This is a genomic window from Pseudosulfitobacter pseudonitzschiae, from assembly GCF_002222635.1.
Taxonomy (GTDB): Bacteria; Pseudomonadota; Alphaproteobacteria; order Rhodobacterales; family Rhodobacteraceae; genus Pseudosulfitobacter; species Pseudosulfitobacter pseudonitzschiae_A.
Genome location: NZ_CP022420.1, coordinates 36,419 through 49,631, shown reverse-complemented (window position 1 = coordinate 49,631; position 13,213 = coordinate 36,419). Strand labels below are relative to the sequence as shown.

At 62.8% G+C, this 13,213-nt stretch carries 13 protein-coding genes; 1 reads left to right on the top strand and 12 read right to left on the bottom strand.

From position 1 onward, the window contains the following. Positions 1-75: 75 nt before the first annotated feature. Complete coding sequence (locus SULPSESMR1_RS23460) at positions 76-1,437, top strand: ISKra4 family transposase (RefSeq protein ID WP_089423474.1); 1,362 nt, start codon at positions 76-78, stop codon at positions 1,435-1,437. Between the two features lie 628 nt (positions 1,438-2,065). Here the strand turns inward: SULPSESMR1_RS23460 and SULPSESMR1_RS23455 are convergent. The 12 genes from SULPSESMR1_RS23455 to phnF form a co-directional block, all read right to left on the bottom strand. Then, positions 2,066-2,887 (bottom strand): ABC transporter permease, encoded by an 822-nt coding sequence (locus tag SULPSESMR1_RS23455; protein ID WP_037239957.1) that lies wholly within the window; start codon positions 2,885-2,887, stop codon positions 2,066-2,068. After that, positions 2,884-3,885, bottom strand: a complete 1,002-nt coding sequence (locus SULPSESMR1_RS23450; RefSeq protein WP_051922135.1) for an ABC transporter ATP-binding protein — start codon at positions 3,883-3,885, stop codon at positions 2,884-2,886. The genes SULPSESMR1_RS23455 and SULPSESMR1_RS23450 overlap by 4 nt, the downstream gene beginning before the upstream one ends. Positions 3,886-3,907: 22 nt before the next feature. Next, entirely contained in the window at positions 3,908-4,744 is an 837-nt protein-coding gene (locus SULPSESMR1_RS23445) for a hypothetical protein (RefSeq protein ID WP_037239958.1), read from the bottom strand. Between the two features lie 69 nt (positions 4,745-4,813). Beyond that, positions 4,814-5,863 carry an extracellular solute-binding protein gene (locus SULPSESMR1_RS23440; RefSeq protein ID WP_037239960.1) on the bottom strand — a complete coding sequence of 350 codons (1,050 nt, stop codon included), beginning with the start codon at positions 5,861-5,863 and terminating at the stop codon, positions 4,814-4,816. Positions 5,864-5,871: 8 nt separating this feature from the next. Further along, complete coding sequence (locus SULPSESMR1_RS23435; RefSeq protein ID WP_057821629.1) at positions 5,872-7,062, bottom strand: alpha-D-ribose 1-methylphosphonate 5-triphosphate diphosphatase; 1,191 nt, start codon at positions 7,060-7,062, stop codon at positions 5,872-5,874. Beyond that, entirely contained in the window at positions 7,059-7,796 is a 738-nt protein-coding gene (locus SULPSESMR1_RS23430) for a phosphonate C-P lyase system protein PhnL (protein ID WP_037239963.1), read from the bottom strand. The genes SULPSESMR1_RS23435 and SULPSESMR1_RS23430 overlap by 4 nt, the downstream gene beginning before the upstream one ends. Next, a complete protein-coding gene (locus SULPSESMR1_RS23425; protein ID WP_037239966.1) occupies positions 7,793-8,629 on the bottom strand; it encodes an ATP-binding cassette domain-containing protein in 837 nt (278 codons plus the stop codon). The genes SULPSESMR1_RS23430 and SULPSESMR1_RS23425 overlap by 4 nt, the downstream gene beginning before the upstream one ends. Further along, positions 8,614-9,501, bottom strand: coding sequence for an alpha-D-ribose 1-methylphosphonate 5-phosphate C-P-lyase PhnJ (locus SULPSESMR1_RS23420; protein ID WP_037239970.1), 888 nt, complete (start codon positions 9,499-9,501; stop codon positions 8,614-8,616). The genes SULPSESMR1_RS23425 and SULPSESMR1_RS23420 overlap by 16 nt, the downstream gene beginning before the upstream one ends. Beyond that, the gene (locus tag SULPSESMR1_RS23415; protein ID WP_051922137.1) at positions 9,498-10,688 is read right to left on the bottom strand and encodes a carbon-phosphorus lyase complex subunit PhnI; all 1,191 of its coding nucleotides are present in this window, start codon (positions 10,686-10,688) and stop codon (positions 9,498-9,500) included. The genes SULPSESMR1_RS23420 and SULPSESMR1_RS23415 overlap by 4 nt, the downstream gene beginning before the upstream one ends. A gap of 1 nt (position 10,689) precedes the next feature. Further along, positions 10,690-11,304, bottom strand: coding sequence for a phosphonate C-P lyase system protein PhnH (locus SULPSESMR1_RS23410; protein ID WP_081896186.1), 615 nt, complete (start codon positions 11,302-11,304; stop codon positions 10,690-10,692). Next, entirely contained in the window at positions 11,273-11,746 is a 474-nt protein-coding gene (locus SULPSESMR1_RS23405; protein WP_037239976.1) for a hypothetical protein, read from the bottom strand. Before SULPSESMR1_RS23405 ends, SULPSESMR1_RS23410 begins: the two co-directional genes overlap by 32 nt. A gap of 196 nt (positions 11,747-11,942) precedes the next feature. Next, on the bottom strand, positions 11,943-12,758 hold the full coding sequence (phnF, locus tag SULPSESMR1_RS23400) for a phosphonate metabolism transcriptional regulator PhnF (protein ID WP_051922138.1): 816 nt from the start codon (positions 12,756-12,758) through the stop codon (positions 11,943-11,945). Positions 12,759-13,213 lie beyond the last annotated feature (455 nt).

The following is a 13,213-nucleotide window of genomic DNA, read 5'->3' as shown; positions in this document are numbered from 1 at the left end:
GAGTGGACAAAACATGGGGGTCGTCGTCGGTGATCTGGCCTGTGCTAAGGTAAGCTCTTTGCGAGGGGGGCTGTCATGGACGTACGGATTACAATCGAAACTACCTTCGACAACGGGGAGAAGCGCACTCATCTGCTTGAAGGCATTTCTCGACCCTACCGGGTGACCTGTCCAGACGGGATCGGGCTGCGCCTTGAGGATGGGAAGAGGGTTGTCGAACAGATTCAGCGGGCAATTCTTTGCGATCAGGTTGAGGAAATCATCCGAGAAAGCCGCGTATGCCCGGATTGCGCCTCGGTTCGTGCCATTCATGACTATCGCACGCGCGATCTCGACACGCTCTTTGGCCGGGTTCGGGTCAAAGCCGCGCGCTTGCGCCGCTGTTCTTGTGATGCCAGGTCAGCGGCGGTGCCCGGCGGACCTATTTCTCCGCTGGCCTATTTCTTTCCAGACCGAGCTACCCCGGAGCTGCAGCGGCTACATGCGGAGCTTGGGTCCCGGCATTCCTTTCGCGAAGCCGCGCGGCTGATGAAAAGCTTCCTCCCCTGCCATCCGCCCCATCACACCACGGTACGTGACCGGTTGGGAAGAGTAGCCACTGGGCTCGAGAAAAGTCGAAGGGCATCAGGCGATCCCGTTGAAGCACCGCCCAAAGGTGGTTTGACGGTTTTTCTGGACGGTGCGCATATCCGCTGTCGACCGGAGTATCAGCAGCGACACCTCGATCTTGTGGTCGGTAAGATAGAAAGTCGCAATATGTGCCGACGATTTGGCTTGGTCGCCAATGCGACGGCATCGCCAGGCAGCCGTATGCGAGAAGAGCTGTCAGACTTTGGATGGAAGCCGGGCCGTCTGTTGACGGTAATCTCTGATGGCGAGATTGCTCTCCCGAACCTCATACGGAATGCCATGGGTGGCGACGGCCAGGTGAAGCATATCCTCGACTGGTGGCACATCTCGATGCGGATTCGACATGTCGAGGCCGCCGTTCAGGGTCTGGTCCAGATACCGGGGTTCACTGGAATTCCGGTGCTGTTCCAGCGCCCCGCGAAAAGCCTCCGCTGGTGGCTTTGGCATGGCAGAGCACGGGTCGCGGAAACTTATCTGAAGGGGCTCATGCACGATTGCACCCGCCTTGCGGAAGAACCTCTGGCTGTTCGCACCGCTGCCGCTCGTTTGCAGGCCCGATGCGAGACACTGTACACCTATCTCGCGAACAACATGGAATCCCTTGTCGACTATGGCCGACGGTACCGTAACGGGCTGCCCATCTCGTCATCTCGTGCCGAAGGATCAGTCGATGACATTGCCAATGCCCGCATGGGAAAGCGCAGAAGGATGCGTTGGTCGCCCAAAGGGGCTCACCGAGTAGCCGTCACAAGGGCCGCAGTTCTCGATGGTCGGCTGACCGTCGCAAACAGAAAACGCGCCGCATGACCCCCATCTTTTGTCCACTCCCGACGACGTCTCGATCCTCGAGAATGTCGATGACCACGCGACGCTCCAGATCGACAATGATCGTGCCGTAGGTTTGCGACTTCCGCCAGCTCCAGTCGTCGATCCCGATGACCGTCGGCGGCTCGGCGGTGCCTTGAGCACACTTCTTCAGCTGCCTGAGCACCGTGTCATCGCTGACCCCAAGGCCCAAACGGTGCAAGAGCCGCTCGGCAGGCCGCCCGCCGGTCGCATGCCCAAGATGGCTGACAATCTCCCCGACACGCGAGGTGCGCCGCGCAAAAGGACGCGCAACCGAGACGGTCTGGTCCGAGAAAGTCCGGCGCGGGCAAGCGGGAGCCAAACATCGCCAACGGCAAACCGCGAGATCAACCGTTACCTCGTCTCCATGCGCGGGATAATCCTGCAGCCGCCGACTACATGGATGGAAAAGTCGTCGGGTCTAGGATTTCCACGCACAAGGCCAAGCCGTCTGGATCGAACTAAGGGTTTGTTGATGCCGATGCTCAATTCGGATTGTAGCCATTCAAGTGCCTCAGACAACCGTATAGCTCTATCGTTCGGGGGGCAAGCATACCGGCAACCCCCGCGCACCGCATCTTTGCGACCATTACGCGCCCCGCCGTACCGTCAGAAGAAAAACCGGTGTTAGCACAAGCAGGAAGAGGACCGTATAGGCTGCCGCTACCCTGATTTCGAGATTGAGAAAACTTTCGAGCAGTCCCACTCCGACCGGATGACTGCCCGCTGAGGCGAGGAAAAGCGACCCGTTGATCTCAGCAAATGACATGATGAAGGTCATCGACCAGGCCAGCAGGATCGCATTGCGCAGATTGGGCAGGATCACGCGGGTAAAGATCGCCCAATCAGACGCGCCGAGCGTACGCGCCGCTGCGGCAAGTGTCGGCGCATCAAGTGCCATCATGGCTGTCATCACCGGCCAGACCACAAACGGAAAGGTCCACACAAGGTGAGCCAGCATAAGGATTTCCCAGCTTCCGATCAAGCGCGGCCAGGCAAGGACCAGACCCATCGCCACGATCATCGGCGGCAGCACTATCGGCATGCTCACGATGGCCTTGACCAGAACCTGCCCGCGCCGCCCGCCCTGCGCGAGGCGCACACCAAGCGGCACCCCGAGCAAAAGATTGATCGTGCTCACACCGATGGCGAGAAACAGGCTGAAGCCGATCTCACCCTGCGCCGTTGACCAGATCGTAGCATAGGCGTCGAGCGAGAGACCCGAAAGGCCCCGACTGTCCCAACGGGCTGTGAACGACCCAATCGCGAGAAAGAGGAGCGGTATCAGTAGCAGCCCCGCCGGAGACCAGACGAGAACCGGCTCGACCCAGGCCCAAAAGCGTTCGGCTCGCGCTCCGGCGCGCTGCCGTCGCCGGGTCGGGATCGCGTACATGCCGGCCGAGGCGGTCATGACCGTCCCGGAAGGCTGAGCAGAGGCGCGGCCGCACGGTCGCGGTGGCCCGGCGGCAGGTTGAGATGCAGAACATCGCCATCCCGCAAGCCGGTGGCCTTGGGCAGATCGACGGTCACGCTTGTTCCGTCCGCCGTCAGCCCCATCACCCGTAACCGATCGCCAAGATAGAGCTGCCGCCCAACAGTGATCGTCAGATCGGCGCGCGCGGCGTTCTCGGCAAGGCGCAGATCCTCGGGCCGCAGGATAGGCCCGGTTCCACCTTCGCTCGCTGCATCGAACAGCGTGTTGACCGCGCCGAAAAACGCCGCCACCTCGATATGGGTTGGTCGGTCATAGAGATCGCGCGGCGTGCCCTCCTGCAGGATACGTCCACCCGAGAGCATGACGATCCGGTCGGCGAGAACGAAGGCATCGGCCTTGTCATGGGTGACGATGAGCGTGGTGATGTCGAGAGGCTCGAGCAGCGCGCGCAATTCGGAGCGGATATCGTCGCGCAGGACCGGATCGAGCGCAGAAAGCGGCTCGTCAAGCAAGAGGATATCAGGCTCCGTCGCCAGGGCCCGCGCCAGAGCAACGCGTTGACGCTGTCCGCCGGATAGGGCATCGACACCGCGATCGGCAAAGCTGTCCATCCGCACGCGGGCAAGCGCCGTCATGGCCCGCTCATGACGCTCGGCACGTTTCATGCCGCGCATACGCGGCCCGAAGGCCACATTGTCGCGCACGTTCAGATGCGGGAATAACGCAAAGCTCTGGAACACATAGCCGATATTGCGCTCGGCCGCGTCAAGCGGCGTGACATCGCGCCCGTCAAAGAGGATGCGCCCGGCACTCGGTTCAAGCAAGCCTGCAATGATGTTGAGCAAGGTCGTCTTACCCGAGCCCGACGCGCCAATGAGCGCCGTCACACGCCCTGGCGCGAGAACCAGGTCGATCCCCTCGAGCACCGGTTTGTCGCCGAACCGTTTTTCAATCCCGTTCATCGTGATGGTCATGTCTGTCTTCCTCTCTCAAGGGTCAGGTGGCGTCGGTCTGCGTGTGAAAGGGCGTCGCGCGTCCAACAAGAAGCCGCAGTACGCCCGCCAACGCCAAAGCGACAATCAACAGCAGGATCGCCATGGCCGCGGCATTTCCAAAGTTGAGAAAGCCGGTGAATTCCCGGTAGATGACCGCGGGAAAGATCGTGACCGAGCGCGCGATCAGCAAGGCCGGCCCGAAGGAGGCCATCGCCAGAAGGAAGGAAAAGACCGCCGCCTCGATCAGCGCCGGGCGCAGGATCGGCACCACGACCAGAAACGTCACCGCAGGACCGCGCCCCCCCAGCGTGCGTGCCGCTGCCGGCAGGCCCGGATCCATCTTGGCGATCGCCTCGGCCAGAATGAGGGCCGAGCGCGGGATCTGAAAGCTCAGGTAAGCGACGCCGAGACCGAACGCCGTGAAGGCCAGGCCGCGCGTGGCCTCGGTGCCCAGAAGCCATGCTTCAAGCAGGGCAAGCACGCCGGCATTGCCCATCAGCACGATCATCAACATGCCGTAGATGATACCGGCGAAGGCGAAGTTGATCTGGCTGAGGGTTTGCAGGAAATGCGCCCCCGCCCCGTTGCGCCCGATCCGCCAGGCCAGGGGCAGAGCCCACGCCGTCGCGATGAACGAGGTCACAAGGCAGAACATCACGGTCTCGGCCAGCGCCTGCATGAAGTAGCCGCTCGCAAAGACCCGGCGATAGACATCAAGCGTCGGCGCGCCACTCTCGCCGGTCAGGCTGACGAGGATCACAGTTGCCAGCGGATAGGCCAGGCCGAGGGCGAATATGCCCAGCAGGGCTATGGTCGTTACGATCATGAAGGCGCGCATGGCAAAGACCCCGGTCGGTCAGATTGGAAAAGGGGCCGGGGGCAGGCAAGCCGCCCCCGGCGCGATGGTTCAGCTTCCCGCCAGACCGATTTCGCTCAGCGCAGCCTTGACATCGCCGCCTTGCAGCACGGCAGCGGTGAAGGCGCGTTTGAGATTGCCGACATTGGCGGCGGCATGGGGGATGTCCACAGGCACCTGACGGGCGATCTCGGGGAAGGCATCCGACATCTCCGCCGGGATCGCACTGGCGATGACAGGCCGGAAATAGGAGCGCGCGATGATTTCCTGTGCCTCGTCGCTCAGCACCCAGTTCAGGAAATCGGCGGCCTTCTCGGGTTCGGGGGCACCTTTGGCAAACCCCATGCCGAGCGGCACCGCCGCCACACCTTCCGAGGGAACGACCACATCGACCGGCGCGCCATTGGCCCTTTCGATCAGGATGTTGCCCTCGGCATCAATGGTGATCGGGCATTCGCCTTGCGCCAGACGCGGTGCCACGATCTCGGTGCGGTAGCTGTGACCGTTGTCTTGGAACGCCTTGAGAAAGTTGAAGCCCGTGGTGAAATCGTCAGGCGTGCCGCCCAGGATCGCATTCATCGAATACATGAACACCGAGGCAGTGCCCGACCAGGTCGGATCCATCGAACAGGCAAGCCCCTTGTATTTCGGGTCGAGCAGATCGGCCCACGAGGTCGGCAGCGGCAGGCCGCGACGTTCCAGGACGTCCGTATTCACGCCGATCACGATATTGGCGGTTCCGACGCCCCACCAATAGTGTTCCGGGTCGCGCAGGTCTGCGGGGATCTCGTCAAAACGCGCAACCTTGAGCGGGGCAGTGACGCCGGAAGCCTTGGCCTCAGAGGCGATGTCGAGCGACCAGAACGCCGCATTGGCGATCGGGTTTGCCGCCTCGAGCTTGAGCGCGGCCAGCGCGGTGCTCGATCCGTTCTTGAGGTCGAGCGTGGGGCGAATGCCGGTCTTGGCCTCATAGGCCTCCACCAGACCGGCCCAGTTCATGTATTTGCTGGGCAGGTCATAAACGGTCAGTTCTTCGGCGACGACAGGGCCGGTGATGGCCAGCGTCAGCGCGGTGCAGGTCGCGGTAAGAAAGTTTTTCATGATATCCTCTAGCAGCGGTTGGTTGGGGTTTTCTCGAACCGGCGGTCCTCGTAAACGAGGTCTCCGGCCAGGAAGGTCCGGCGCACGACCGGATGGCCGAGCCGGGTCGAGACCTGTGCCAGATCGCCCCGCAAGCCGGGGGCGATGGCACCGCGATCAGTTAGGCCAAGTGCTGCGGCAGGGCCGCTGCTGACCAGCCGGATCGCGTCAAAGAGATCGGGGATATGTCCGTCCTGAACGAGTTTGAACGCGCCACAGACCAGCGCAGGCGGATAGTAGTCCGAGCAGATCGCATCCAATGCGCCCACTGCCAGCGCCTCGATCAGGTTCAGGTTGCCGCTGGCCGAGCCGCCGCGCAGCAAATTAGGACCTGCCATGCTGACAAACATACCCAAGGCGTGGGCGCGCTCTGCCGCCTCCAGACGGACGGGCATTTCCGACAGGCGACCACCTAATGCGTACCATGCCTCGGCCCGAGCTGCGCTATTGTCGTCATGCGAGGCGATGATCAGGCCAAGTTCATGCGCGCGCGCGGCGACTAGGGCTTCATGCGCCGTCTTGAGATGGGCACGCGCCTGTTTCTCGGCGACCAGCCGTTCAAGCTCGTCATCATCGGCATCGGTCAACTGCCGGTTCAGGGCCTTGTAACTTTCCAGATCAGCAAACTGCCCCTCGCCGGGCGTATGATCCATGACTGAGATCATCCGCACAACCGGATGCGCCATCGCCTCGAGCGTATAGGCTGGATCGGCAGTCACCTCGTATCGCAGGTCCACCCAGTGCTCAACCAGTAGCCGCCCCGCCGCCGCGTGATCACGGATCGCGTCCATGATCTGCCTCGAAAGCCGTTTGGAGCGGTTCTTGGCCTCGTCCTCGAAATAGGCGATGGCGTGCAGTTTCGTGGTGATCCCCCAAGCGGCGGCGTTCTTGTCGGATTGGATGAGCCCCAATTCGACCGGCATGCGCAAGGTGCCGGCACGCGGGCCAAGCGCGCCGATCTCGAATTCGATATCGTCGCCATGCAGGTCTATGCAGCCAGGGATAAGCCAATCGCCTTCGGCGTCTATCACCTGTCCGGCCCCGTCCGGTGCGCCCGCCCCCTCGCGGATGTCGGTGATGCGCCCGTCTTCAAGGCAAAGCGCCCCCTCGACAACACGATCGGGCAGAACGATCTGGGCGTTTTCAATAACAAGGGTCATAGGACAGTTTCCTCCTTGCGACAGATTGGCGTCTCGGCCATGATCCGCCCGTCGTTGATTTCGATTTCGCGATCGGCCAGCCGATCCACGGCAACGCGGTCGTGCAGCACGGCGATGGTCGAGGTGCCGGCGACCTTGAGGTCCGCCAGTAGGTCGATCACGACCTCCCGCGTCGCGGGGTCGAGCGCGGCGGTCGGCTCATCGAGGATCAGCAAACGCGGGTGCCGCATCAGCGTGAGGCCAAGATTGAAACGCTGCTTCTCGCCGCCCGAAAACGTCACCGGATAGACCGGTGCCAGCGCCTCGGGCAGGCAAAGCCGCTCGAACAGCGCCAGCGCCTCGGCCTCGGCACGGGCGCGGTCGTCATGGAGTGCCGCCTCGATCATCAGATCAAGCGCACCGACCCGCGGCACAACGCTCAGATGCTGCGAAACGTAGCCAATCTCGCCTTCGAGCAACGCGATGAGGTCGATCACCGGCAGATCGGCCAGCGTGAGCACCGTGCCATCGGCACGCCGATACCGCACAGACCCCCCGGTTGGTCGGTTGTAATGCAGCAAGGTCTTGATCAGCGTCGATTTCCCTGCGCCCGTGCGCCCCGTGAGCGCCAGAAACTCGCCTTCGGCAAGGGCAAAAGACACATCATTGAGCGCCACGATTTCGCGCGCGCCAAGAAGATGCAAGGTGAAGGTCTTGCTGAGGTTTGCCACCTCCAGAACGGGGGGGCATGTCATAGTGCGGAACTCACCAATAGTTGGGTATAGGGGGCTTGGGGGTCTTCCATGAGTTGCGTGACCATGCCGCTTTCCACGACGCGGCCCGCCTTGAGCACAATCGCACGCCGCGCCAGAAGCCGCAGAACGCCCCAGTCATGGGTCACGAGGATCACCGTCAGGCCAAGCTCGCGTTGCACTTTGCGGATGAGATCGAGCGTGCGCGCCTGCACCGAGAGATCGAGGCCGGTTGTCGGCTCATCAAGCAAAAGCACTTGCGGACGGTTGGCCAATGCGCGCGCGATCTGCACCCGCTGGCGCATCCCGGCGCTGAGCGTCATGGTCTCGACATCCATCCGGTCGCCCAGTTCCATGTGATCTAGATGGCCATGCGCGCGGCTGCGCATCCTCCCGATATGCCGCTCGCCTGCGGCTAGCATCCGCTCGATCACGTTGCCGCCCGCGCTCATGCCCATCATCAGCGCGCGGCGCGGGTTCTGATAGACGATCCCGAGATCGGAATTGCGCAGCGCGCGCCGCTCCTCGGCAGAGGCATCGTGGAGCGGCTGCTTCCCTTCCCGCCAACCGTTGTAATAAATCGCGCCTGACGTCGGCTCGGCGCGGAAATCGAGCATGTCGATGAGGCTGGTCTTGCCCGCGCCGCTTTCACCGACAATGCCGAAAATCTCGCCCGGCCAAACCTCGAAGGACACATCGCGCAGCGCCCAGACCGCGCCGCAGACCGGGCAGACGGCACTTTGGGTCGTGGCCTCCATCGCCGGGCAATTCCCCGCGCAGGGTCGCGCGCCGTGGCGCAGCGACAGGTTTTCGACCCGGATCACAGGGTTTGCCATGTCATGTCCTCCAGCGTTTCACCGCGGCATTTGCGGCACCAGGCACTGTCTGAACAGGTCCAGGTCATCTCGCCGTCCGGCCCGAGCGCAGGGGCGAGAAAGCTCTCGGTCGAGCCGCATAGACGGCAGGATCGCCCGGTCTGATCCTCGACGCGGAACGGATGATCCTCAAAGCCCAAGGGCTCTACCGTGGTATCGGGCGGGATGGCGTAGATGCGCTTTTCCCGGCCGGCGCAGAAGATGAAGAGCGCCGGCGAATGATCGAGCTTGGGCAGATCCCAGCGTGGCACATGGGTGGGATCAAGCACATAGCGCCCCTCGATCATCACCGGATAGCGCCCGCCGATCATGATCTCGCCATGGGCGATGACGCTTTCATAGAGCCTGAGCCAAAGCTTGCTGTAATCCCTCTCGGCGTGCATCTGCCGCGCAACCGCCTCGGAGCGTTCGAAAAACCGCAACGCATCGGGAAAGGCGACCTGAAGGATCACGATCTGATCCTCGCGCAATGGCACCTCCGGCACCTTGTGACGGGTCTGAATGAGATCGGCACGTTCGGGATCTGTGGTGGCGACAGCCCCCGTCACCAGCCCGACCATGCGCCGCAGGTTGACGGCGTTCACCGTCTCGTCATCGCCCTCGTCGATGATCTTGTAACGGTCATCGGGGCCGATCAGCGACAGCGTGACCTGCAATCCGCCCGAGCCATAGCCTCGCGCAATCGGCACCTCCTCTGAGACATAGGGCACCTGATATCCGGGAATGCAGACTGCACGCAGCACCGCAAGCCGGACCGAGGCCTTCATGAACTCGTCCAGATAGGCAAAGGGCCAGGGCGCATCCCAGGCCCCGGTCGTGAAACGCTCGGTCATTCTCCGGCCTCCATGGGTTCGGTTTCGGGCGTCGCCACGGTGTCGCCGACAGCGTTCCGCCTGGTTGCATTTGCCGCGCTCATCCGATCCATCACCGAAGCGAAGAGCATGTAATGCGGCTTTTTCAGATGCTCGACAAAGCCGAGGCTCTCGACACCGTCGCAATGGTAGAGCACGAACTCGGTATCGTCGGACGGTCCGCCCTCTTCCGCGTCTCCCTCTTCGAGACAGCCATCGAGAATCGACATGGCGATGGCGCGCTCTTCCTGTTGACCGAGCGCCGCGCCGAAGCCGAGCGCCAGACGCAGCCCATCCTCATCATCACCGCTGGTCGAGATCGTGCCCACGCCGGAGATGATCGCATCAACCTGCGTGACAGGCACCTCGCCGATGTCCACGTCGAAATCCCATATTGGGTGACTCAGCCGCACGGGCACATGGCCGACGCGCAATTCACCGAGGGTGGGGTGCGAATGGCCATAGCCACGCAAAGAGGAATAGGCGAGGCCGATCAGCATCCCGCTCTCGCCTCGGGCCAGCGCCTGCAACCGCGCCGACCGGGCTGGGCGCGGAAAGCGCATCGGTGCCATGGTGATATCGGCGGGCTCGGCCTCGGGGGCCTCAGCGGGTTGCTTGACCAGCCCAGCCTCGCGCAGCACCTCCACAACACGCAGCATCGCCGGAAGCGGAGCGGTTTGCCCGGCACCATCGGCCCCGAGCGCGGCCAAGGCCTCGGCTCGGCGCGTCTGCGGCACCTCGCGCAGCAGATCGTGACGCAGGAAATGCAGTGTATAATCGCGCGTCGGACCAAGGAACTGCCCGCCTGGCACCGATTTGAACGCCGAGGACAGCCGCCGCAACACCCGCATCCGGTCCATGTCGAGCGGTTCTGCGGTTCCCCGGCGCGGCAGGCTTACCCGCAACGCGCGCAACACAAAAGAGGCATGGATCACGTCGCCTTCGGACTGGACGATCGCCAGCGCGGCCAAGCGCGGCGCATAAAGCCCCGCCTCGCACATCACCCGATCCACCGCATGGCGCTGCGCCGACAGGATCATCTCCACCTGCTGTGCAACTTCGGGCGCGGCCTCTGGTGCGGCGCGAAATGCGCCAAGGCGCACCGCATCGAGCATTTCCTCGGCCGCCAGCATCGCCCTCGTGCCGCCACGAACAACGGTATAGCCCATCTCACTCCTCCCCGTGCGCAAGACGCACATGCCGCGGCAGCCCCGCGAGTCTGCCCGTCGTCTCATCGACAAGCAAAATGTCCACACCGAGCGGATAGTCGGCCGTGGCGGCAGCGCGAGCGGCTACGAAGCCGTCGGGCAAGCCGGTGACGCTCAGATCGCGTGTCCGCCCGCCGGCCGCGCCCCGGCTGACACGATAGCGGGGTCCGCCTTCGGCCTCCGCCAAACCTGCGACCATGACGATCAGCAAAGCCCCCTCTTCCGGGTGCAGCAGCGTGCCGCGCGGCAGGGCGGGCAGTATGATCGCGGCCCGCGCCGCCGGTGCCGCAGCAACCGTAGCGCGCTCGGGGCCGACAGGGCGCGCGCCGTCGGGGCCTGCCACGCCCGCAGCCTCGAAGGCCGGATCCAGATGCAGGCGTGTGCCGGTCGGCACGAAGGTGCGCAACAGACCGGCAAGGGCAGCATCACAGCCGATCACCCGGCCCGGATAGGCCAGCGCCGTCAGCGCGGCGCGACCCAAGGCCTGGGTCTCGAACGGGTCCGGCCCCAGCGGATTGATCTCATCTCTCACGCGTATCTCTCCCTTATCGATCAGTTGAATAGTCATTGGCGTCATAGGCCTCGACCTCGCCGCCTTCGAAATCGATCTCGGTCGCGCGCACGGCAGCCCGCTCCCTTGAATGAGCTGCGGCGCGCGCACGCTCCAGGGTGGCAAGGGCCTTGGTCAAGGGCGGCACGAGCGTCGGGTCGGCTTCGATCGCAGCAAGGATGGTGGCCCCGGCGACAGCCGCTTCATGCTCATCGCCCAACCGCAGAAGACAGGCCTTGTACGCGCCGATCTCTGCCCAGGCCTCTATTGCAAGCGCCTCGGACATGTTGAATGCACTGCGGCTGACACCATCGGTCATCTGAAGCATGACGCGCACGCGGCGCAGGCTGTGCCGGTCGGTGGTCAGGCCAAGGTCATCGCGCAGACGCAGCACGTCTTTCGCGGCACAATTCGCAAGCGTTGCATGAAACCTCGCGCGCTGTTGGTCTGTCAAATCGGGCTGGAGCATCTGGTGTGTCTTTCTTTCAGGCAGTCAGCAAAAAGGGGGATGCGGGAAAGATGGTGCCTCCCGCACTTGAAAAGGTTCGAGACCTCGGATTTTCGTTGTTAGTCGTGCGCAACCACCACGCTCTTGAGGGTTGGCAGTTTCGGCGCGGTTATGAGCGGATCAAATGACCGTCATGGGCGCGACCCTGGTGTTGGCGTCATCTGAGGCCCTCTTCTTGTTCGTTGATTTGACTGGGGAGTCTATCCAAAGCCTCCGATCCTTTGGGACGGGCCGGGCACGACGGAGTTTGCGCGGCTTCGCCAACTGCAAACTCAATCCGATCGCCGCGAAACTGACTGATGACATATTCCTGCACCTCGCCACTGGCGCGGCAGGCATTTACCCCCTTCACACGCAAGACTGGCTGGGTGCGGGGCATCCTAAGCGCAAGCGCATCCTCGCTCCTCGGCAGTCGCGTAGTGATCAGGCTCTCGATCCGGTCAAGCGTGATCCCGCCCACCTCGCGCAAGTGCCTCGTGAGCGAACCGCCTGTGTAAGTTTGCGCAGCCGTCGCCGCTGCGCCGCACAGGAAATGCAGCGACACGGCATACGCAATGTCCCCCTCGCCGCGCAAGGTCCGTAAACACAGAATCGGCGTGTCTTCAGCCAGACGCAACTTTCGCGCCACCGACTGTTCGGCCACGATATCGGCCCGATCAAGAAGCATGACCTCCGCTGTGCGTCCCGAAGCCGCAAGCCGCTCGGTAAATCGGGTGTCACGCCCGATCCCATAGACCAGTTCACGTGCCAGAATGCGCGTGCCACGTCCATGCACGCGCTCGACCAGCCCATCATCAACCAGCACATCGACCGCCCGGCGCAATGTGTGCCGATTGACCCCGAAGCGCGCCGCCAACTCGATCTCGGAGGGGAGCCAGTCATCTGCCTCATGTCGCTCGGCAATATCGGACCTGAGCGCCGCCGCAATCTGGGCCCATATGGCAATTCCCGCGTTCCTCGCTAGAGTCAGCATAAAAGTCATCCGCCTCCTGTTGTCGAGACGTGTATACGTGATTCTTATGAATATGGTGTGACATCGCATGATGCGGGGTCTCCAGACAGACGGTAGAGCCATCCGAGATTATCGACGGGGGCGGATCCGTTGTCTGGGGGAACCTTGTTTCAGTCGAAATCCGCAGCATGTGTGAAGGTTGTTCGCTGCGTTGCCGGCAACCTGTTTCAGTTTGGAAGCAATGATACTCTGAGTCGCAGGAGAGAGTCGCAGGAGAATTTTTTTCATTTGCTTCCGGAGAGTCCTATATCTCCGTCGAGGCATCAAAATAGCTGAATATTGTCGGTGACTTTTCCGGAGATGGTCGAAAAACACCGAAGTTCCCGAAAACGTCTTCCCCATTAGCATTCGCGCGCTCCGGCGAACTCTATCTGTATGCGGCGCGACCATCGTCTCTTGATGCGTTGCAGCACGGC